16 protein-coding genes and 1 other RNA gene are annotated in these 20,194 nt (G+C 67.8%); 9 read left to right on the top strand and 8 right to left on the bottom strand.

Going from position 1 to position 20,194, the window contains the following annotated elements:
• Nucleotides 1–36: 36 nt before the first annotated feature.
• A complete protein-coding gene (locus B7G54_RS13445) occupies nucleotides 37–2,397 on the bottom strand; it encodes a DNA polymerase III subunit gamma/tau (protein ID WP_085039513.1) in 2,361 nt (786 codons plus the stop codon).
• Between the two features lie 128 nt (nucleotides 2,398–2,525).
• Nucleotides 2,526–2,624: signal recognition particle sRNA small type (gene ffs, locus B7G54_RS13440), an RNA gene on the bottom strand.
• Nucleotides 2,625–3,029: 405 nt separating this feature from the next.
• Between ffs and trxA the strand changes: the two genes are divergently transcribed.
• From trxA to B7G54_RS13400, 8 genes are all read left to right on the top strand, one after another.
• Nucleotides 3,030–3,356, top strand: coding sequence for a thioredoxin TrxA (gene trxA / locus B7G54_RS13435; protein ID WP_006402348.1), 327 nt, complete (start codon nucleotides 3,030–3,032; stop codon nucleotides 3,354–3,356).
• A gap of 193 nt (nucleotides 3,357–3,549) precedes the next feature.
• A complete protein-coding gene (gene rho, locus B7G54_RS13430) occupies nucleotides 3,550–4,812 on the top strand; it encodes a transcription termination factor Rho (protein WP_006478662.1) in 1,263 nt (420 codons plus the stop codon).
• Nucleotides 4,813–4,945: 133 nt separating this feature from the next.
• The gene (locus B7G54_RS13425) at nucleotides 4,946–5,446 is read left to right on the top strand and encodes a MerR family transcriptional regulator (RefSeq protein WP_085039512.1); all 501 of its coding nucleotides are present in this window, start codon (nucleotides 4,946–4,948) and stop codon (nucleotides 5,444–5,446) included.
• The gene (locus tag B7G54_RS13420) at nucleotides 5,443–6,999 is read left to right on the top strand and encodes an MFS transporter (RefSeq protein WP_085039511.1); all 1,557 of its coding nucleotides are present in this window, start codon (nucleotides 5,443–5,445) and stop codon (nucleotides 6,997–6,999) included. The genes B7G54_RS13425 and B7G54_RS13420 overlap by 4 nt, the downstream gene beginning before the upstream one ends.
• A 38-nt stretch (nucleotides 7,000–7,037) precedes the next feature.
• Nucleotides 7,038–7,871: a M90 family metallopeptidase gene (locus B7G54_RS13415; RefSeq protein ID WP_085039510.1), complete on the top strand. Its 834-nt coding sequence runs from the start codon at nucleotides 7,038–7,040 to the stop codon at nucleotides 7,869–7,871.
• A 157-nt stretch (nucleotides 7,872–8,028) separates the two neighbouring features.
• On the top strand, nucleotides 8,029–8,289 hold the full coding sequence (locus tag B7G54_RS13410; RefSeq protein ID WP_006753671.1) for a type B 50S ribosomal protein L31: 261 nt from the start codon (nucleotides 8,029–8,031) through the stop codon (nucleotides 8,287–8,289).
• A gap of 144 nt (nucleotides 8,290–8,433) precedes the next feature.
• Nucleotides 8,434–10,266 (top strand): ArnT family glycosyltransferase, encoded by a 1,833-nt coding sequence (locus tag B7G54_RS13405; protein ID WP_106408970.1) that lies wholly within the window; start codon nucleotides 8,434–8,436, stop codon nucleotides 10,264–10,266.
• Nucleotides 10,267–10,268: 2 nt separating this feature from the next.
• Nucleotides 10,269–11,624, top strand: a complete 1,356-nt coding sequence (locus B7G54_RS13400) for an MATE family efflux transporter (protein WP_085039508.1) — start codon at nucleotides 10,269–10,271, stop codon at nucleotides 11,622–11,624.
• Between the two features lie 11 nt (nucleotides 11,625–11,635).
• On the opposite strand, the gene lipA is transcribed toward B7G54_RS13400, so the two are convergent.
• The 6 genes from lipA to B7G54_RS13370 form a co-directional block, all read right to left on the bottom strand.
• Nucleotides 11,636–12,601 (bottom strand): lipoyl synthase, encoded by a 966-nt coding sequence (gene lipA / locus B7G54_RS13395; RefSeq protein WP_085039507.1) that lies wholly within the window; start codon nucleotides 12,599–12,601, stop codon nucleotides 11,636–11,638.
• A gap of 2 nt (nucleotides 12,602–12,603) precedes the next feature.
• Nucleotides 12,604–13,719 (bottom strand): acetoin dehydrogenase dihydrolipoyllysine-residue acetyltransferase subunit, encoded by a 1,116-nt coding sequence (locus B7G54_RS13390; RefSeq protein ID WP_085039506.1) that lies wholly within the window; start codon nucleotides 13,717–13,719, stop codon nucleotides 12,604–12,606.
• Between the two features lie 4 nt (nucleotides 13,720–13,723).
• Entirely contained in the window at nucleotides 13,724–14,728 is a 1,005-nt protein-coding gene (locus B7G54_RS13385) for an alpha-ketoacid dehydrogenase subunit beta (protein ID WP_085039505.1), read from the bottom strand.
• 54 nt (nucleotides 14,729–14,782) lie between these two features.
• Entirely contained in the window at nucleotides 14,783–15,766 is a 984-nt protein-coding gene (locus B7G54_RS13380; RefSeq protein ID WP_085039504.1) for a thiamine pyrophosphate-dependent dehydrogenase E1 component subunit alpha, read from the bottom strand.
• A 77-nt stretch (nucleotides 15,767–15,843) separates the two neighbouring features.
• Nucleotides 15,844–16,620 carry an SDR family NAD(P)-dependent oxidoreductase gene (locus tag B7G54_RS13375; RefSeq protein WP_085039503.1) on the bottom strand — a complete coding sequence of 259 codons (777 nt, stop codon included), beginning with the start codon at nucleotides 16,618–16,620 and terminating at the stop codon, nucleotides 15,844–15,846.
• A 59-nt stretch (nucleotides 16,621–16,679) separates the two neighbouring features.
• A complete protein-coding gene (locus B7G54_RS13370) occupies nucleotides 16,680–17,738 on the bottom strand; it encodes an ATP-NAD kinase family protein (protein WP_085039502.1) in 1,059 nt (352 codons plus the stop codon).
• Nucleotides 17,739–18,271: 533 nt separating this feature from the next.
• Between B7G54_RS13370 and B7G54_RS13365 the strand changes: the two genes are divergently transcribed.
• The gene (locus B7G54_RS13365) at nucleotides 18,272–20,188 is read left to right on the top strand and encodes a sigma-54-dependent Fis family transcriptional regulator (RefSeq protein WP_085039501.1); all 1,917 of its coding nucleotides are present in this window, start codon (nucleotides 18,272–18,274) and stop codon (nucleotides 20,186–20,188) included.
• Nucleotides 20,189–20,194: the final 6 nt, after the last annotated feature.

Here is a 20,194-nt window from a genome sequence, read left to right as displayed (position 1 = left end):
TGTGGGCGTGATTGTGCCTGTCGCGGGGCGGTCAGTTCAATGCAGCGTCGGCGGCGGGCCGTCCGGCGCCGCATCGGCGAGCGGGCGCACCGAACCCTCGACGATGCGCGCACCGAAGTCGCGCACGAGCTGCTGGACGAACGGATCGCCGTGAATCTCCTGCTCGGCCTCGCGCTGGCGCGCCGCGCGCGCGGCCGCATCGAGCGCCGCCGCGGTGCGCCGTGCAGGCCCGACCTCGACGGCCACCTCGACCGGCTTGCCGAGCGCGTCGGCCAGCGCCGCCTTCAGCTTCGCCACCTGGGCGGCGTCCGCGTACTGCGGCACCGGCACCGACAGCTTCAGGGTGGTCGCATCGACGGCCGTCAGTTCGCTGTTGAATGCGAGCTGGTACGCGACACCCTTGAGCGGCAGCCGCGCAGCCAGCGCCGGCCATTCGCCGTCGAAACCGACCGGATCGAGTGCGATCGCGGGCGGCAACGGGCGCGTGTCGACCGGTGCGGACGGGCGGGTTTCCGCCGGCTTCGGCATCACGCGCACATCGTCGGGGCCGCTGTCGAATACCGGCACGAAGCCATCGTCGGGCGGGCCGCCGAACATCTCGTCGGCGCTGAGCGGCACGTAGTCGTCCGGCGGGATGTCCTCCCACGGCGGCGAGGCCTGGCGCGAATCAGCCGCCTGCGGCGCACGGGACGCCGCGCGCGGCGTCGGCACCTGTACGGCGGCAGGACGCGGTGCGGACGGCTTCTCGGCGGCAGGCTGGGCTGCCGGTTTCGCCGCGGCGCCTGCGCGCCCGCGGTCGGACGACACGCGCATTCCTGCATTGCGCAGCACGTCGAGCGCGGCGGCGGCACCTCCGGCGCGCGCTGCCGGACGCGCGGCGGGCTCGGGCGGCGCAACGCGCGCCACCGGCTCGGCCGGCTCGGCCGGTTCGTCGCTTCGCTGCGCAACGGCAGGAGGCGGCTCGGACGCCTTGCGCACGGGTGCCGGCCTGTTGCCGGCCGGCTCTGCTTGCGTTGCCGCAGCCGTGGGCGGCTGCGGCGTTTCGATGACTGGCGCGTCAACCGGGGCCGGCGCGGCTGCCTGGAAGGCAGCCGGCTTCACGGCCGGCCGGTCTGTTTCGTCGCCGGACGGCACCGGCGCCGCACGCACGACCGGCGCCACAGGCACAGCCGGTGCGGCAGCCTGCGGCCGCGCTGCTTCGGCAGGGGCAGCCGCTACCGGCTTCGCCGTAGCGGCCGGTGCCGCTGCAACGCGCGGGCTCGGCACCACGCGCGGCACGGGCGGCTGGCCACCCGGCGCACTGCCGGCCCCAACAGCCGGCTCGAACGCGAGCATCCGCAGCAGCGTCATCGTGAATCCGGCGTACTCGTCCGGCGCCAGGCCAAGCTCGGCGCGACCGACCGTCGCGATCTGATAGAACAGCTGGACCTGCTCGGGGCTCAGCGTCTCGGCAAAGCGGCGCAGGTCGCCCGCTTCGGGCCATTCGTCGAGCACCGAGCCCGGCGCGAACTGCGCCCACGCGATCCGGTGCAGCAGGCTCGCGAGATCCTGAAGCGCGGTCGAGAACGACAGGCTGCGCAACGACATCTCGTCGGCAATTGTGAGAATTTCAGGGCCGCTGCCCGCTGCAAGCGCGTCGAGCAGGCGCACCATGTAAGTCTGGTCGAGCGCGCCGAGCATGCCCGATACGGCCGACTCGGTCACCTCGTTCGCCGAATAGGCGATCGCCTGGTCGGTGAGGGACAGCGCGTCGCGCATGCTGCCCTGCGCGGCACGCGCGAGCAGGCGCAGCGCCTGCGACTCGAACGTGATCTGCTCTTCGCCGAGGATCCGTTCGAGATGCGACACGATGTGCCCGGCCGGCATCTGCTTCAGGTTGAACTGCAGGCAGCGCGACAGCACCGTGACGGGAATTTTCTGCGGATCGGTCGTCGCGAGGATGAACTTGACGTGCGGCGGCGGCTCTTCGAGCGTCTTCAGCATCGCGTTGAACGCGTGATTCGTCAGCATGTGCACTTCGTCGATCATGTAGACCTTGAAGCGCGCATCGACGGGCGCGTACACCGCGCGCTCGAGCAGCGCGGCCATTTCATCAACGCCGCGGTTGCTCGCGGCATCCATCTCGACGTAATCGACGAAACGCCCTTCGTCGATCTCGCGACAGGCGCGGCACACGCCGCACGGCTGCGACGTGACGCCTGTTTCACAGTTGAGTGCCTTGGCGAAGATCCGCGACAGCGTCGTCTTGCCGACACCGCGGGTTCCGGTAAACAGATAGGCGTGATGGAGACGCCCGCCGTCGAGCGCGTGCGTGAGCGCCCTGACGACGTGCTCCTGGCCGACGAGCGAAGCGAAATCCTTCGGACGCCACTTGCGTGCGAGAACTTGATAGGTCATCGGGAAATTGTATCAGTAACGCTGCGTCGCGCCGACACGCGAAACGGTGCGGAAGACAGGCAACGCGCAGGTAAAACGGAGATGGGGTGCAGAAATAAAAAACGCCCGGCGAATGGGGCGAGAAGGAAGGTGACGAGCCCAACCCTCGGCACTGGCGGAAAACGATTGTGGCTGCTTCGTTCCCGACCTGACCAGGTTCACCGCCCCACCATGCGAGGAGGCCCGTCACGGCATATTCTATCACTGCTTCCGGATGAATGCGACCGTTTGTTCGCACCAATGCGAATATGACCCGACAAACCGGCGCACATCGGGCCGCACGACGATCACCCGAATCGAATTGCAAGCGCGCCCACCCCTTGTAATTTACGGGCCGGCCTCCACCTGCTGGATACGACGGTCGGTCGTCGCGTCGTACCCCTACTCGCGTAGCGGCTACTATCGCCGCCCGCAGCAGATAGCAATTTAGGCTAATATGACGCCCGAACGACCCGCGAGCCGCGGCATGCAGCGCTTACACCCCTCCTTTCCGGAGAGCGGAGTGACCTGCCGCAGCGGCCGGCAGCCAACGGCAGCCGGTACGCCGCAACGCGCAAGCAGGCAGTCCCCGAACCGTAAGAGGTATTGACCCAATGAGCGAACAGATCAAACACATCAGCGACGCATCGTTCGAACAGGACGTCGTCAAGTCCGACAAGCCCGTGCTCGTCGATTTCTGGGCCGAATGGTGCGGCCCGTGCAAGATGATCGCCCCGATTCTCGACGAAGTCGCGAAGGACTACGGCGACAAGCTGCAGATCGCGAAGATCAACGTTGATGACAACCAGGCAACGCCTGCGAAGTTCGGCGTGCGCGGCATCCCGACGCTGATCCTGTTCAAGAACGGCGCGGCCGCCGCGCAGAAGGTCGGCGCGCTGTCGAAGTCGCAGCTCACCGCATTCCTGGACAGCCACCTGTAATACCGGCAGTTCCACGGACGTGTTGTCAACCGGCAACACGTCCGTCGTCAAGCCGCCGATCGCTCGCTCAAGCGCGAATCGGCCTATGCTAGAATTAAAAAACGTCTACAAGACGCATTTAAGTCTCTGAGCGCTTCCGCTCGCCCTCCTCCCTTTATTTCTTTCGTCGTCTCCTCCCTGGCGGGTTCTCCGTATGCATTTATCCGAGCTCAAGTCTCTGCACGTGTCCGAACTGATCGAAATGGCCAATGGCCTCGAGATCGAAAACGCGAACCGCCTGCGCAAGCAGGAGTTGATGTTTGCCATTCTTAAAAAGCGTGCCAAGACGGGAGAGACGATCTTCGGCGACGGTACGCTCGAAGTGCTGCCGGACGGCTTCGGCTTCCTGCGCTCGCCGGAAATGTCGTACCTCGCGAGCACCGACGACATCTATATCAGCCCGTCGCAGATCCGCCGCTTCAACCTGCACACCGGCGACACCATCGAAGGTGAAGTCCGCACGCCGAAGGATGGCGAGCGTTACTTCGCGCTGGTGAAGGTCGACAAAGTCAACGGGCAGCCGCCCGAGGCCTCGAAACACAAGATCATGTTCGAGAACCTCACGCCGCTGCACCCGAACAAGCCGCTGTCGCTCGAACGCGAAATGCGCGGCGAGGAAAACGTCACGGGCCGCATCATCGACATGATCGCGCCGATCGGCAAGGGCCAGCGCGGCCTGCTCGTCGCATCGCCGAAGTCGGGCAAAACCGTGATGCTCCAGCACATCGCGCACGCAATCAAGCAGAACCACCCGGACGTGATCCTGTTCGTGCTGCTGATCGACGAGCGCCCTGAAGAAGTGACCGAAATGCAGCGTTCGGTCGCCGGCGAAGTGATCGCATCGACGTTCGACGAACCGGCCACGCGTCACGTCCAGGTTGCCGAAATGGTGATCGAGAAGGCCAAGCGCCTCGTCGAAATGAAGCACGACGTCGTGATTCTGCTCGACTCGATCACGCGTCTCGCACGCGCATACAACACCGTGATCCCGGCATCGGGCAAGGTGCTGACGGGTGGTGTCGACGCGAACGCACTGCAGCGACCGAAGCGCTTCTTCGGCGCGGCGCGCAACATCGAGGAAGGCGGCTCGCTGACGATCATCGGCACCGCGCTAATCGAAACCGGCAGCCGCATGGACGACGTGATCTACGAAGAGTTCAAGGGCACCGGCAACATGGAAGTGCACCTCGAGCGCCGCCTCGCTGAAAAGCGCGTGTATCCGTCGATCAACCTGAACAAGTCGGGCACGCGTCGCGAAGAAATGCTGATCAAGCCCGAGATCCTTCAGAAGATCTGGGTGCTGCGCAAGTTCATTCACGACATGGATGAAGTCGAAGCGATGGAATTCCTGCTCGACAAGATCCGCCAGACGAAGAGCAACTCCGAGTTCTTCGACCTGATGCGCCGCGGCGGCTGATCACCTCCGCCCCGCACCCCAAAAACGGCCGCCTGCGCATCCTGCCCGGCGGCCGTTTTTCGATGTCAACCTGAACGTGAACGTACAGGTTGATCTATAATCGCGTCGTCGCCCAAACTGAATCCCCCGCCTGATGCCGAACGACGCCTCCACCCCGCTGCTGACCGTGAGCGATGCCGCGTCGCGGCTCGGCGTCACGCCTCGTACGCTGAAGTATTACGAAGAGCGCGGGCTCGTCACGCCGTCACGCAGCGAAGGCCGCTACCGCCTCTACGACGAAACCGACCTCGAACGCTTCGCGCGCATCCTGCGGCTGCGCGCGCTCGGTTTCTCGCTGCACGGCATCACCGAGATGCTGAAGCGCCCGCTGGAAGAAACGGGCGACGGCCGGCGCCGCTATTCGGACGCGTCGCTGCGCGAGATTCGTACCGGCCTTGCCGAGCAGATCGGCACGCTCGACCAGCGGATCGCGGCCGTCCAGCGCGAACTGAAGGAAGCCGTCGCGCTGCGCAAGGAGCTGCAGCACGACATTGACTACGTCGATCGGCGTCTTGCCGGCGAAAACGCCGACGCGCTGATCGCGCAGCGGCAGGCAGAAGCCGGCACGCGGCGCGCGCGCAAGGCTCGCGAATGAACGCGATGCCCGGTCGCTCGCCGCTGTGGAGCCGCGCGAACCTGCGCGCGGACCTGTTCCCGTGGGCGCTCGCGCTCGTTACCGGCATCGACTACTTCGACAACGCAGTCTTCTCGTTCTTCGCGAGCTACATCGCGGGCGGCATCAATGCATCGCCCGACGAACTCGTATGGTCGTCGAGCGCCTACGCGGTCACGGCCGTGCTCGGCATCCTGCAGCAGCAATGGTGGGTCGACCGGCTCGGCCATCGCCGCTACGTCGCCGGCTGCATGCTGATGTTCTCGTTCGGCGCAATCGCGGCCGCGCTCGCCGACACGTCGCTCGAACTCGCGTTCGCGCGCGGTTTCCAGGGCTATTTCATCGGGCCGATGATGGGTGCGTGCCGGATCCTGATCCAGATCAGCTTCAAGCCGCAGGAGCGGCCGCCCGCGACGCGCGCATTCCTGGTCATGATCCTGCTCGGCAGCGCGCTCGCGCCGATCGTCGGTGGCCTGCTCGTCGCGCATTCGACGTGGCGTGCACTGTTCGCGTGCACGGCGCCGGCCGGCATCGCGTTTGCGATCCTCGCGCTGCTCACGCTGCCCGATTCGGGCCGGACACCTGACGACGAACGCGGCTCCGGACACTTCTGGCCGTATGTCGTGTTCGCGCTCGCGCAAGGCGCGCTGCAGATCGTGCTGCAGCAGGTGCATTACCAGCTCTACAGCGGTTCGCCGATGCTGATCCTGCTGACGATCGCGGGGATCGGCGCGCTGGCGTGGTTCGCGTATCACCAGTGGAACCATCCGGCGCCGCTCGTGCGCCTGCACGCGTTCCGCGAACGGACGTTCCAGGTCGGGCTGCTGCTCTACATGTTCTATTACTACGAGTCGACGGGCTTCAGCTACCTGACGTCGCGGTTTCTCGAAGGCGGGCTCGGCTATCCGGTCGAGAATGCCGGGCGGCTGGTGGGCACGATGTCGCTGATTTCGGCCACCGCGCTGTTCGCCTACCTGCGTTACGCGAAATTCGTCACGCACAAGAAATGGTTCGTCGTGCCGGGGTTCGCGATCGCCATCACGGCCGCGCTGTGGATGACGCGAATGACGCCGCAGGTCGGCGAAGCCGCGCTGATCGTCCCGCTGCTGTTGCGCGGGCTGCTGCTGCTCTTCATCGTGCTGCCGGTGGCCAACCTGACGTTCCGGATCTTCGCGATCGACGAATATACGCACGGCTACCGGCTGAAGAACATCGTGCGGCAACTGACGATCTCGTTCGCGACGTCGTCGGTGATCATCGTCGAGCAGCACCGCGTGGCCGTGCACCAGACGCGGCTCGTCGAGCGCGCGAACGTGTTCGATCCGCTGTTCCAGCAGACCGTCGATGCGCTGACGCGCAGCTATGCCGCCGCCGGCCACGCGCTGAACGAGGCGCACGGCCTCGCGATCGCGTCGATCGCGCGCCTGGTCGCGCAACAGGCGTCGTTCCTCGCGTCGCTCGACGGCTTTTACTTCCTGGCGGGCGTGGCGCTCGTCGGCGGCCTCTTTGCGGCATGGCAAAAAGAGATCGATTGAGTTAAAAGACAGGCTTTGGATTTCCGCGAACCGCCTTCATGCTCTCGAAACTGACCCGCTGGTTCGACGACCGCCGCCGCAACCGCGCGCTGCGCAGCCATCCGATTCCCGATGCGCTGTGGCAGGACACCGTCGCGCGCCTGCCGTTCCTCGCGGCGCTGTCGCCCGACGCGCTCGGCCGGCTGCGCGAACTGACGAGCCTGTTCGTCGCGAAGAAATCGTTCTCGACCGCGCACGGGCTCGAGCTGACCGACGCGATGATCGTCGCGATCGCCGCTCAGGCCTGCCTGCCCGTGCTGAATCTCGATCTGTCGCTGTACGACGGCTGGGTCGGCGTCGTCGTGTATCCGGGCGAATTCGTGATCCGCAAGACGGTGCAGGACGAGGACGGTATCGTCCACGAAGTCGAGCAGGATGCGAGCGGCGAGGCCTGGGAAGGCGGCCCCGTGATCCTGTCCTGGGAAGACGCGCAGATGACGGACGGCCGCGACGCGTACAACGTCGTGATCCACGAGTTCGCGCACAAGATCGACATGGTCAACGGCGCGGCCGATGGCTATCCGCCCCTTTTTCGCCGCTGGCACGCGCCGCATCTCGACGCACAGGCCTGGGCCGACGTGTTCGAACACGCGTACGACCAGTTCTGCGCGCGCGTCGACGCGGTGCCGGACCGCGCGTGGGCGCGCTTCGAGCGGGAATCGCTGATCGACCCGTACGCGGCCGACCACCCGTCCGAATTCTTCGCCGTGTGCAGCGAAGCGCTGTTCGTGCGGCCGAAAGCGTTCGAGTCCGAATTTCCGGAGCTGTATCGGCTGCTCGCGCGCTACTACCGGCAGGATCCGGCCGGCACCGGCGCGCTCGACGCACCGTGAAAATTATTCGTCAACCATCTGATTTTCTGGCATAATCGCCGTTTTTCGACCTTAGGCAAGTGGCTCGCGCCGGGCTTGGCGTCGTCTGGTTTGCGCGATGTGCGCGCTCCGGCACGGCAAGCGGCGGGTTGGCTACCGCTCTCACCAAGGAAAGACCATGAAAGAAGGCATCCACCCGAATTACCGCGAAGTCGTCTTCCAAGACATGTCGAACGGCTTCAAGTTCATCACGCGCTCGACGATCCAGACGCGTGAAAACATCGAACTCGACGGCAAGACCTACCCGCTCGCCAAGATCGAAGTGTCGTCGGAATCGCACTCGTTCTACACGGGTCAGCAAAAGATCATGGACACGGCAGGCCGTGTCGAGAAGTTCAAGAACAAGTTCGGCGTACGCGCCAGCGGCAAGGCGAAGTAAGCTTCGCACTGCATCCGGTGATTGCAACGCACCGGTGTCGCACAAAAGGGCAGCCCAGGCTGCCCTTTTTTGTCTCTGCTCGCCCGGATGGTGCCAGCCGGCGCCCGGGCATCGACCTGACGCGCAACAGCGGGCGCGTCTACAATGCCGGATGCTCGAAACCGGCTCGACCGCGCGCATCCGCGCCGGCCACCCGCCCATAACAAATCGCTCATCTGCATGAAGCCTGTCGTCCGTCTCACCGCCTCCGCCACGCGCGCGCTGCCGCGCTGGCTGCTGCTCACGCTCTGCTTCGTCTACGCAGCGTTCGGCCTGTTCGGCCGCGATCCGTGGAAGAACGAGGACGCGGCGGGCTTTGGCGTGATGTGGACGATGGCCAAGGGCGGCTGGCACGACTGGCTGTTGCCGAACCTGGTCGGCAAGTTCATCACGACCGACGGGCCGCTCGGCTACTGGCTCGGCGCACTGTCGATCCGCGGCCTCGGCCCGTGGGTCGATGCGAGCAACGCCTCGCGCGTCGATACCGGCGTGCTGTTCTGCGTCGCGTGCGCATTCGTCTGGTACGCGGCCTACCTGCTCGGCCGGCGCGCCGAAGTCCAGCCGTTCAAATACGCGTTCGGCGGCGAGCCCGAGCCGCGCGACTATGGCCGCACGCTCGCCGACGGCGCGCTGCTGGTTCTCGTCGCCTGCTTCGGCCTCGCGGAGCGCGGGCACGAAACGACGCCGCAGCTCGCGCAGTTCGCGTGGATCGCGATGCTCGTCTACGGGATCGTGCGCGGCATCGACAAGCCGATGCAAGGCGCGCTGTGGTGGGGCCTCGCAATCGGCCTCGTTGCGCTGTCCGGCAACCCGGTACTGGTCGTCGCCCTGCTCGCCGGCACGGCCGTGCTGTGGCTCGTTACGCCCGAGATGCGCAACCTGCGCCTGCCGCTCGTCGGCGTGCCGCTCGCGGCCGCGATCTTCGCGCTGTGGCCGCTGGCCGCGTTCGTCGCGGCGCCCGACGATGCCGCATGGTTCTTCAACCAGTGGATCCACGGCAGCCTGATGCGCTTTTCGGGCCCGCCGACCGCGGTGCTCGGCTATGCGGCCAAGAACCTGCCGCTGTTCACCTGGCCCGCGTGGCCGCTCGCGATCTGGGCATGGTGGAGCTGGGCCGGCATGCGCCGCCGTGCGCACGTCGCGATTCCGCTGTCGGTCGCCGTGCCGCTCGTGGCGCTCGTGATCCTGCAGAGCCAGCAGTCGAACCGCATGTACATGCTGCTGCTGCCGCCGCTCGCGGTGCTCGCGACGTTCGCGCTGCCGACCCTCAAGCGCGGCGCGATCAACGCGATCGACTGGTTCGCGGTACTGAGCTTCACGATCCTCGGCACCTTCGTGTGGCTCGTGTGGCTCGCTTCGCTCACGGGCTTCCCGCATCCGCTCGCGCGCAACCTGGCGCGCCTCGTGCCCGGCTACGAGCCGCACTTCAAGATCCTGTCGTTCATCTGCGCGGTGATCGCCACCGTATGCTGGTGCTTCCTCGTGCGCTGGCGCATCTCGCGGCAGCCGAAGGTGCTGTGGCGCAGCGTCGTGCTGTCGGGTGCGGGCACTACGCTGATGTGGGTGCTGCTGATGACGCTGTGGCTGCCGATCGTCAACTACGGCCGGACCTATCGCGACGTCGCGCAGCAGATCGCCGTGCACCTGCCGTCCGACTACGAATGCATCTCGCCCGTGCGGCTCGGTGACGCGCAGATCGCGACCTTCGCGTATTTCGGCAACATGCGTTTCGATTTCTCCGGCGACTGCGACGTGATCCTGCGCCAGGACCGCTCGGACTTCGGCGAGCCGAGCTCGATGTCGCAATACGTGTGGCGTCTCGTGTGGGAAGGCCGCCGCGCCGCCGACCGCGACGAGCGCTTCCGCCTGTACGAGCGCATCGAACGGCCGAAGGCGCCCGTCAAGCGGCGTCCGCCGCGCCGCCAGCCGGCCGATTGACGATGTTCGGCGATATCCGCCGGATCGTCGGTCTCGCGTGGCCGGTGCTCGTCGGCCAGCTCGCGATCATCGCGTTCGGCGTGATCGACACCGCGATGGTCGGGCGCTACTCGGCCGTCGACCTGGCAGCGCTCGGGCTCGGCTCGTCGATCTACATTTCCATCTATATCGGGCTGACCGGCATCCTGTCCGCGCTGCAGCCGATCACCGGGCAACTTTACGGCGCGCGTCGCTATGCCGAGATCGGCGAGGAAGTGCGCCAGGCGCTGTGGCTCGCGCTCTTGCTCGCGGTGCCCGGTTTTCTCCTGCTGCACTTTCCCGAACCGCTGCTGCGCGTCGCGCACACACCCGCCGCGCTGCACGACCGCACCGTCGACTACCTGCGCATCCTGTCGTACGGGCTGCCCGCCAGCCTCGTCTTCCGCATCTACAACGCGCTGACCAACGCGGCCGGCAAGCCGCGCCTCGCGATGATCCTGCAGATCGGCGCGCTGCTGCTCAAGTTTCCGCTCAACGTGTGGTTCATCTTCGGCGGATTCGGCGTGCCGGCCCTCGGCGGCCCCGGCTGCGGGCTAGCGAGCACACTGATCAACTGGGCGCTCGCGCTGATCGGCTACACGCTGCTCGCGAAGCTCGACGTGTTCGCGCCGCTCGCGATCTTCTCGCGCTTCTGCTGGCCGGTCTGGGAACGCCAGAAGGCGATCCTGAAACTCGGCGTGCCAATGGGTCTGTCGTACCTGATCGAAGTCACGTCGTACACGTGCATGGCGCTGTTCATCGCGCAATTCGGCACGACGACGCTCGCCGGCCACCAGATCGCCGGCAACATCGGCGCGGTGCTGTACATGACGCCGCTGTCGATCGGCGTGGCGGCGTCGACGCTGGTCGCGCGCGCGCTCGGCGCCGGGCGGCCCGAAGAAGCCCGGCTGCTCGGCCGGCACAGCGTGATCTTCGCGTGCGGCATTGCCGCGACCTACGGCCTGCTCGTGTTCGTGCTGCGCCCGCTGATCATCGGCGGCTATACGCCGAACCCGGCCGTCGCCGCGGCCGCGATGCCGCTCGTCGCGATCGTCGCGTGCTACCACGTCTTCGATGCGCTGCAGGTCACGTCGGCGTTCGTGCTGCGCGCGTACAAGGTCGCGGTCGTGCCGACCGTGATCTATGCGGTCGCGCTGTGGGGCGTCGGGCTCAGCGGCGGCTACGCCCTCGGTTTCGATGTGGGCGGCATCGCGCCCGCGTGGCTGACCGGCGCGCGCGGCTTCTGGTTCGCGAACACGATCAGCCTGATGCTCGCGGGCGCCGGGCTCGTGCTGTACCTGCGCCGCGTCAGTCGTGCGCATGCCTCCGTGCCCGCCTGACGCGCCGCCCCCTACGTTTCCTCCAGCACGTCGGCCGCGTGATAGGACGACCGTACGAGCGGGCCGGCGACGACTTCCCTGAAACCGAGCAATAGCGCCTCGTCGCGCCACGCGGCGAATGCGTCCGGGCTCACGTAGCGCCGCACGGGCAGATGGTGTGCGGACGGCGCGAGATACTGGCCGAGCGTCAGCACGTCGACGTCATGCGCACGCAGGTCGTGCAGCGTGTCGCGCACTTCGTCGTCGCACTCGCCGAGCCCGAGCATCAATCCCGATTTCGTCACCAGTCCCGGCCGTGCCCGCTTCGCCTGTGCGAGCAACTCGAGCGAGCCGCGATAGTCGGCGCCCGGTCGCGCCGCACGATACAGCGACGGCACCGTCTCGATATTGTGGTTGAACACGTCGGGCCAGGCCGTCGACAGCGCCTCGAGCGCGCGCGCCACGCGGCCGCGGAAGTCCGGCGTCAGCACTTCGACGCCGATGCCCGGCACGCTCGCGCGCACCGCCGCGATGCACGCGGCGAAATGCGCGGCGCCGCCGTCGCGCAGGTCGTCACGGTCGACCGACGTGATCACGACGTAGCGCAGCCCGAGCGCCGCGGCCGCGTCGGCCAGCCGCGCCGGCTCGTCGGGATCGAGCGGCTCCGGACGGCCGTGCGCGACGTCGCAGAACGGGCAGCGCCGCGTGCACAGCCCGCCCATGATCATGAAGGTCGCGGTGCGCTGCGCGAAGCATTCGCCGATGTTCGGGCACATCGCCTCCTCACAGACGGAATGCAGCCGATGGTCGCGCAACACGGCCGCCATGTCGGCCACCGCCGCGCTCATCATCGGCCGCGCGCGCAGCCATGGCGGCTTCGGCAACGCCGTGCCGGCCGCGGGCTCGACGCGCACCGGAATGCGCGCGAGCTTGTCGCGGCTGCGCGCGCCCGGCTGGCCGAGCGCCGTGAGGCTGGGTCGTTCGAGCGCGGCGGCCATCGTCAGTCTCCGAGAAACGCGACGATCAGGCGGTTCACGTCGGCAGCCGCCTCCATCTGCACCATGTGCCCGCTGCCGGCGATCACCTCGGCCCGCACGCCATCCGGCAAACCCTGCGCGTGCTGCGCCGGGATCACCTGGTCGCGCTCGCCCCAGATCACGAGCGTGCGCGGCGCAAGCGTCGCGAGCCGGTCGCGGAACACGCGCCGCTGCGCGGCGCCGTCGAACGCGGCATCCGCGATCTTCTCGAGCGCGGCCTGCACGCCTTCGAGCCGCTTGTACTTGACCAGATCCTCGACGAGTTGCCGCGTCACCAGCGCGTTGTCCGCGAACAGCGCACCGAGGTGCGGCTTCAGCGTGTTGCGGCTGTTGCCGGCGACGAAGCCGTCGATGTAAGCACGGTTGATGTCGGCGCCGAGCCCGGCGCTCGCGATCAGCGTCAGCGACGCGACGCGTTGCGGCGCGCGCTCGGCCGCCGTCATCGCAACCGCGCCGCCCATCGAATGGCCGACCAGGTGCGCTTTGTCGATGCCCTTCGCATCGAGCAGTGCGAGCACCGCGTCGGCCAGTTCGTCGAGGCTGCCCGTCTCGACCGCCTTGCCCGATTCGCCATGACCGGGCAGGTCGAGCGCCCACACCGGCCGGTGCGCGGCGAGATCCGCGTGATTGAACAGCCAGTTGTTCAGGTCGCCGCCGAAGCCGTGGATCAGCACGGCGGGCGTACCGGTGCCTTCACCGAGCTTCAGGAAGCGCACCGTCCGGCCGCCGATCTGTGCCTTTTCGGGCTGCGGGCCCGCGGCTTCGTCGGAAGCCGCGCTCGGCACGAAATCGCGCTGGAAATCGGCGATCGCCGCATCGATGTCGGCATCGCTCGCGTCGGCGGCCGCGACGACGCCGAGCAGCGCGCCGACCGGCAGCGTCTCGCCTTCCTGCGCGACCTGCCGGCGCAGCGTGCCGTCGAACGCGCATTCGACGCCCGACGAGATCTTGTCGGTCTCGACGTCGAGCACTTCGTCGCCCTTCGTCACGCGTTCGCCGAGCGCCTTCAGCCAGCCGTTGACCTGCCCCTGCTCCATCGACAGCCCCCACTTGGGCATCGTGATCATGTGAATCGACATCGTGTCAGCTCCTCGTCTTCAGGACCGCCTGCGCAATCGCATCGGCGGACGGGATATACAGGTCTTCCAGCACGCTCGCGAACGGCGCGGGCGTATGCGGCGCGGTCACGAGCTCGATCGGTGCCTTGAGCGTCCGGAACGCGCGCTGCGCGACGAGCGCAGCGATGTCGGTCGCGATCGAGCAGCGCGGGTTCGCTTCGTCGACGACCACCACGCGCCCGGTGCGCTCCGCACTTTCGAGAATCGTTTCTTCGTCGAGCGGCGACGTCGTGCGCAGGTCGATCACCTCGACCTGGATGCCGTCCTTCGCAAGCTTCGCGGCCGCGTCCATCGCGAGATGCACCATCCGGCCGTATGTGACGATCGTCGCGTCGTCGCCGTCGCGCATCACGTTCGCTTCGCCGAACGGAATCGCATAGGACTCCTCCGGCACGTCGCCTTCGCGGGTATAGAGCAGCTTGTGTTCAAGGAAGATCACGGGATCGTTGTCGCGGATCGCCTGGATCAGCAGCCCCTTCGCGTCGTACGGCGTCGACGGACACACGACCTTCAGCCCCGGGATGTGCGTGAACAGCGACGTGAGCATCTGCGAGTGCTGCGCGGCCGCGCGCAGCCCGGCGCCGTACATCGCGCGGATCACGACCGGCGTCACGGCCTTGCCGCCGAACATGTAGCGGAACTTGGCGGCCTGGTTGAAGATCTGGTCGAAGCACACGCCCATGAAATCGATGAACATCAGCTCCGCGACGGGCCGCATCCCGCACGCGGCCGCGCCGACCGCCGCGCCGATGTAGCCGCCTTCCGACAGCGGCGTATCGAGCACGCGGCCCGGAAACTTGTGGAACAGCCCCTTCGTCACGCCGAGCACGCCGCCCCACGCGTCGTCCTCGCCCGGCGCGCCCGCGCCGCCTGCATTGTCCTCGCCCATCACGATCACGCTGTCGTCGCGCGCCATTTCCTGCGCGAGCGCCTCGTTGATCGCCTGCGAATAAGTGATCTTCCTTGCCATGTCTGTCTCCTGGAATGTTCGGTTCGCCGTGCCGGCCTCGGTGTCAGGCCGCGCTCACGGGTACGACACGTAGACGTCGGTCAGCAGGTCGGCTGCGTCGGGTACCGGCGCGGCCTTGGCCTGCGCGACCGCATCGTCGATCAGCGCCTTCACCTGTGCATCGACCGCGCGCAGGTCGGCGGTCGTCAGCGCTTCAGCGCGCACGACGCGGGTTTCGAAATGCTTCAGGCAATCCTTCTCGTCGCGCAGCTTCTGCACCTCGCCGGGTGCGCGATAGGTTTGCGCATCGCCTTCGAAGTGGCCGAAATAGCGCGTGAACTTCACCTCGACGAGCGTCGGGCCGCCGCCGTTGCGCGCGCGCTCCACGGCTTCGCCGAGCGCCTCGTGCACCGCGAAGAAGTCGAAGCCGTCGACGATCACGCCCGGCATCCCGAACCCGTTCGCACGATCGGCGATGTTGTCGGTCGCGACCGACCAGCTCGACGACGTCGCTTCCGCGTAGCCGTTGTTTTCCGCCACGAAGATCGCCGGCAGCCGCCACACCGACGCGAGGTTCATCGATTCGAAGATCACGCCCTGGTTCGATGCGCCGTCGCCGAAGAAGCACACGCCGACGCCGCCGGTTTTCCTGTGCTTCGCCGCGAGCGCCGCACCGCAGACGAGCGGGCCGCCCGCGCCGACGATCCCGTTGGCGCCGAGCATCCCCATCGCCAGGTCGGCGATGTGCATCGAGCCGCCCTTGCCATGGCAGACGCCCGTCTTCTTGCCGTAGATCTCGGCCATCATCCCGCGCACGTCGACGCCCTTCGCGATGCAATGGCCGTGGCCGCGGTGCGTGGTCGCGACGTAGTCGTCGAGGCCGAGGTGCAGCATCGTGCCGACCGCGGACGCCTCCTCGCCCGCGTACAGGTGAACGAAACCGGGAATCTCGCCGGTCGCGAATTCGACGTGCAGGCGTTCCTCGAATTCGCGGATCGTGCGCATCAGCCGGTAGGCGTCCAGCAGCTTGTCCCTGCTGAGCTGTGTCGAAACGGTCATGTGTGTCTCCTGGGTAGGTCTGACTGCGAATGCCGCCGCGGCCAGGCCGCGGCGACGGATTGCACGGCCTGCGGCCGTCAGTGGAACGTGAAGCCGCCGTCGACGTTCACGGCCTGGCCCGTGACGTTGTCCATCGTCGCGAAGAACAGCGCGAGCCGGCCCATGTCCTCCGGCGTCTGTGCGCGGCCCTGCGGAATCAGCGTCAACTGGTGCCGCTGCCACGACGCCTCGACCGATTCGCCATCGGCCTTCCATGCGTCGGACAGCCGGTCCCACATGTCGGTACGCACGATGCCGGGGCAGATCGCGTTGACGGTCACGCCGTCGCGCGCGACCTCCTTCGCGAGCGCGTTCGTGAAGCCGACGACCGCGAATTTCGATGCGCTGTAGTGCGCGAGATTCGGAAAGCCTTCCTTGCCGGCGATCGACGCGACGTTGATGATCCGGCCGCGGCCCTGCGCCTTCAGCGGCGCGAGCGCCGCGCGGCAGCCGAGGAACGTGCCCTTCGCGTTCACGTCCATCACGAAATCCCAGTCGCGCTCGGTCAGTTCGCCGACCGGATGAATGCTGATCACGCCCGCGCAGTTCACGAGGATGTCGAGCCGGCCGAGGTCGGCGAGCGCCTGCCCGACCATCGCGTCGACCTGTGCGGCCTGCGTGACGTCGACCTTCGCGACCGCCACCCGGCGGCCGAGCGCACGCACCTCTCGCGCGGTGGCATCGAGTGCGTCGTCGAGCAGGTCGGCCAGCAGGATGTCGGCGCCCGCGCCGGCAAGTGTCAGCGCAATGCCGCGGCCGATGCCGCGCGCGCCGCCCGTGACGATGGCGACCTGTCTTTCAAGTGGGGCTGTCATGGCGATGTCTCCTTGATGGTCGTTATGGATATCGAAATGTCTCTCGGGAAAGCTGGGGCTCATTCGCGCCACGCGCGGGCATCGCGCAGCAGTTGCCGTGACGACGCGTGGCGCAACGTGCGGCCGACGTCGACGGTTAGCGGCCCGCGCCAGTCGAGCGAGATCTCGTAGCGATCGCCGCGCGCGACCTCGATCTCGCGCTCGCCGTCGAATGCGAGCGTGCCGCGCTCGAACGGGATCGTCTGCCACGCGCCCGGCTCGAGCCGCTCGCAACTGCGCATCACGACGCGATCGACGCGGCCCGGCGCAATCGGCGCGACGAGCGGCGTGCCGGCCGTCTTGCCTTCGGTCGCGAAGCGCATCGCGAGCCCGTGCGGCGCGCTGCGTTCGAGCGGCGCCCACGCGCCGCCGAGCGCGGACAGGCCGATCCCGTCCGGTTCCGCGAACGTCAGGTAGAGCGAATCGATGTCGTCGGAGCCCGAGATTGCACGGGCGCCGATGAAACGTTGTCGCGCCGCGCACACGTCGACGAGCGCGATCTCCTCGCGCCCCGGCTGCGCACCCGCCACGCAGCGCACGACGAGCCGCTTGTTGCGCGTGAACGCGACTTCGGCCGGCACCGCGCCGGTCGCGGCGAGTCCTGCCGCGACGCCGGCGACGGTCGCTTCGCGATGTTCGGGAAACGCGTTGTTGGTGCCGGTTGACAGCGCGACGAGCGGCGTCGTGCCGCAATGCGCGGCCACGGCGCGATGGGTGCCGTCGCCGCCGAGCACGACGATCAGCGCGACTTCCATCCGGTGCAGGTACGCGGCGCCGGCGTGCGTGTCGGCGACGGTGTCGGTGATCGGCAGGTCGACGAATTCGACCTCGGGCCAGCGCTCGTGCGGTGCGACCGCTCGATGCGTGTCGAGTGCGCGCAGCAGCAGCGTCGCGATGCCGGTCCGGTCGCGCAGCGTCAGCACGCGCTCGACGCCCATCGCGCCGAGGCCGGCCAGCAGGCGCACGATCATGTTCGCCTTCTCCGCCGTCGGAAACACGGATGCATGCGTCGTGAGGCGGCGGATGTCGCGCCCCGATGCGGGGTTCGCGATCACGCCGACGGTAACGGGCGTCGTCACGGGTTTGTCTCCATCCAGTTGGCCGGCCGCGGCACATCGGCGCGCGCTGCGGTCCTGCCTGTTTCGTCCGCTGCCATCGCCGGGCGGCGGATCGTCGTCAACGCGACCGCGCCGACTTGCCCGTGATCTCTGCAAGCGGCGTGCCATCGTGCGTGCGATGAACGTGAAACCCTTGTGAATGCTGACGCGGCGGGTATGCAAGCGCTCCGGATTCGCTGCTGGACGAATGGAGCGCGCGGCAATTCGGCCCGCTCGTCTCACCTCGCCGATGTAACGAAACGGCGATCGCGACGCCGGCGCAAGCACACCGTTCCGCCCGCAAACCCCGCGGTATGGCGGCGCCGCGCACGCCGCGTCATGCCGGACGATCTCCGCAGTTCGCACATGAACGCGTCTCAACGGCACGAGACGGCCCGCGATACCGGTGAGACGAACGTCTCACACCCGCTGCGTGCTGCGATGCAATGTGATCCGCCGAACGGGATGTGCTACAAGAACATCGCATTCCCCGCTGTACGGAACCGGAGCCGACCATGCCCTACGCCGTCCCCCAGGCCCAGCACGCCGACCGTGTGCTCGGCGCGCTCGCCGGACGCCTGCCCGCGCCGGCCGAATCCACGCGCCTCGTGTCGTCGTGGCAACGGTCGCTGGAGCGCTACCGTCTCGACCCCGCTTCGTCGATCGGCCCGCGCGTGCTGACCGCGGCCGAGCTGCGCGAAGTGCGTGACAAGGAGGAGGCCTTCCTGCGCGCGTCGGGCCAGTGCCTGACACGGCTGCACGACATGATCCGCGTCGCCGACTACTGCGTGATGCTGACCGACGCACACGGCGTGACGATCGACTACCGGATCGACCGCGAGCGCCGCAACGACTTCCGCCACGCGGGGCTGCACATCGGTTCGTGCTGGTCGGAAAGCGAGGAAGGCACGTGCGGTGTCGCGAACGTGCTGACCGATCTCGCGCCGATCACCGTGCACAAGACCGATCACTTTCGCGCGGCGTTCACGACGCTCACCTGCAGCGCGGCGCCGATCTTTTCGCCGGGCGGCGAGCTGATCGGCGTGCTCGACGCATCGGCCGTTCATTCGCCCGACGGCCGCGACAGCCAGCGTCTCGTCTATCAGCTCGTGCGGCAGAGTGCGGCGCTGATCGAGGACGGCTACTTCGTGCACAGCACCGCGCAGCACTGGATCCTGTTCGGGCATCCGAATCGTCACTACGTCGAAGCGCAACCGGAATGGCTGATCGCGTTCGACGAATGCGGCAATATCGTCGCCGCGAACCGGCAGGCGCGCGACGCGCTGCCGGCGCTGCGCGAACCGCGCCATATCGACGAGATCTTCGATGCGACCGAGATGCCGCTGCGCGATGCCGCGCGGCTCGACGCGATCGTCGCCCTGCGGCTGCGCGCGACCGGCGCGCCGCTCTATGCGCGGCTGCGTGCGCCGTTACGGCGCACCGGCCGCGAGCCCGGCACGGCCTCGCGCCGCCCGGGCACCGCGCAACGCCACGTCGGCGCGCTGACGCCGTTCCTGCACAGCAGCGACGCGCATATCGCGCAACAGGCCGAACTCGCGCTGCGTGTCGCAAGCAAGCGGCTGCCGATTCTCGTGCTCGGCGAAACCGGTGCGGGGAAGGAAGTGTTCGCGCGCGCGATCCATGACGCCGGCGCGCGGCGCGCGCGGCCGTTCGTCGCGGTCAACTGCGGCGCGCTGCCGGAAGCGCTGATCGAAAGCGAACTGTTCGGCTATGCGGCCGGCGCGTTCACCGGCGCACGCAAGCACGGCGCGCGCGGCAAGATCGCGCTCGCCGACGGCGGCACGCTGTTCTTCGACGAAATCGGCGATATGCCGCTCGCGCTGCAGACGCGCCTGTTGCGCGTGCTCGCCGATGGCGAGGTCGTGCCGCTCGGCAGCGATACGCCCGTACGTGTCGATCTCGACGTGATCTGCGCGACGCACCGCGATCTCACGCGGATGGTGGCTGAAGGCACGTTCCGCGAGGACCTGTACTACCGGCTGAGCGGCGCGACGTTCGACCTGCCGCCGCTGCGCGCGCGCGCCGACGTGCGCGACGTGATTGCTGCCGTGTTCGCCGAGGAGGCGCAGGCAACCGGCCATGTGCTGACGCTCGATGCAACGCTCGCCGAACAGCTCGCCGCGTACCCGTGGCCCGGCAACGTGCGGCAGTTGCGCAACGTGCTGCGCTATGCGTGCGCGGTGTGCGATGCCGCGCGCGTGACGCGGCATGACCTGCCGGCCGATATCGCCGCGCAGCTCGGCGGCGTGGCGCCCGGCCCGCTGCCTGACGACGAACGCGGCCGCATCGTCGCGGCGCTCACTGCGCACCGCTGGCGGCCCGACGCGGCCGCGCAGGCGCTCGGCATCTCGCGCGCGACGCTGTACCGGCGCATCGCGAAGCACCGGATCGTCGCGCCGCACCGCGCGTGAAGCGCG

Origin of the sequence: Burkholderia puraquae, assembly GCF_002099195.1 — a bacterium.
GTDB classification, from domain to species: domain Bacteria; phylum Pseudomonadota; class Gammaproteobacteria; order Burkholderiales; family Burkholderiaceae; genus Burkholderia; species Burkholderia puraquae.
This window is presented reverse-complemented; position numbering and strand designations above follow the sequence as displayed.

Coding starts and splice junctions, on each gene's coding strand:
- B7G54_RS13445 (WP_085039513.1), bottom strand. CDS start 2,397: ATGACCTATCAAGTTCTCGCACGCAAGTGGCGTCCGAAGGATTTCGCT.
- trxA (WP_006402348.1), top strand. CDS start 3,030: ATGAGCGAACAGATCAAACACATCAGCGACGCATCGTTCGAACAGGAC.
- rho (WP_006478662.1), top strand. CDS start 3,550: ATGCATTTATCCGAGCTCAAGTCTCTGCACGTGTCCGAACTGATCGAA.
- B7G54_RS13425 (WP_085039512.1), top strand. CDS start 4,946: ATGCCGAACGACGCCTCCACCCCGCTGCTGACCGTGAGCGATGCCGCG.
- B7G54_RS13420 (WP_085039511.1), top strand. CDS start 5,443: ATGAACGCGATGCCCGGTCGCTCGCCGCTGTGGAGCCGCGCGAACCTG.
- B7G54_RS13415 (WP_085039510.1), top strand. CDS start 7,038: ATGCTCTCGAAACTGACCCGCTGGTTCGACGACCGCCGCCGCAACCGC.
- B7G54_RS13410 (WP_006753671.1), top strand. CDS start 8,029: ATGAAAGAAGGCATCCACCCGAATTACCGCGAAGTCGTCTTCCAAGAC.
- B7G54_RS13405 (WP_106408970.1), top strand. CDS start 8,434: ATGCCGGATGCTCGAAACCGGCTCGACCGCGCGCATCCGCGCCGGCCA.
- B7G54_RS13400 (WP_085039508.1), top strand. CDS start 10,269: ATGTTCGGCGATATCCGCCGGATCGTCGGTCTCGCGTGGCCGGTGCTC.
- lipA (WP_085039507.1), bottom strand. CDS start 12,601: ATGGCCGCCGCGCTCGAACGACCCAGCCTCACGGCGCTCGGCCAGCCG.
- B7G54_RS13390 (WP_085039506.1), bottom strand. CDS start 13,719: ATGTCGATTCACATGATCACGATGCCCAAGTGGGGGCTGTCGATGGAG.
- B7G54_RS13385 (WP_085039505.1), bottom strand. CDS start 14,728: ATGGCAAGGAAGATCACTTATTCGCAGGCGATCAACGAGGCGCTCGCG.
- B7G54_RS13380 (WP_085039504.1), bottom strand. CDS start 15,766: ATGACCGTTTCGACACAGCTCAGCAGGGACAAGCTGCTGGACGCCTAC.
- B7G54_RS13375 (WP_085039503.1), bottom strand. CDS start 16,620: ATGACAGCCCCACTTGAAAGACAGGTCGCCATCGTCACGGGCGGCGCG.
- B7G54_RS13365 (WP_085039501.1), top strand. CDS start 18,272: ATGCCCTACGCCGTCCCCCAGGCCCAGCACGCCGACCGTGTGCTCGGC.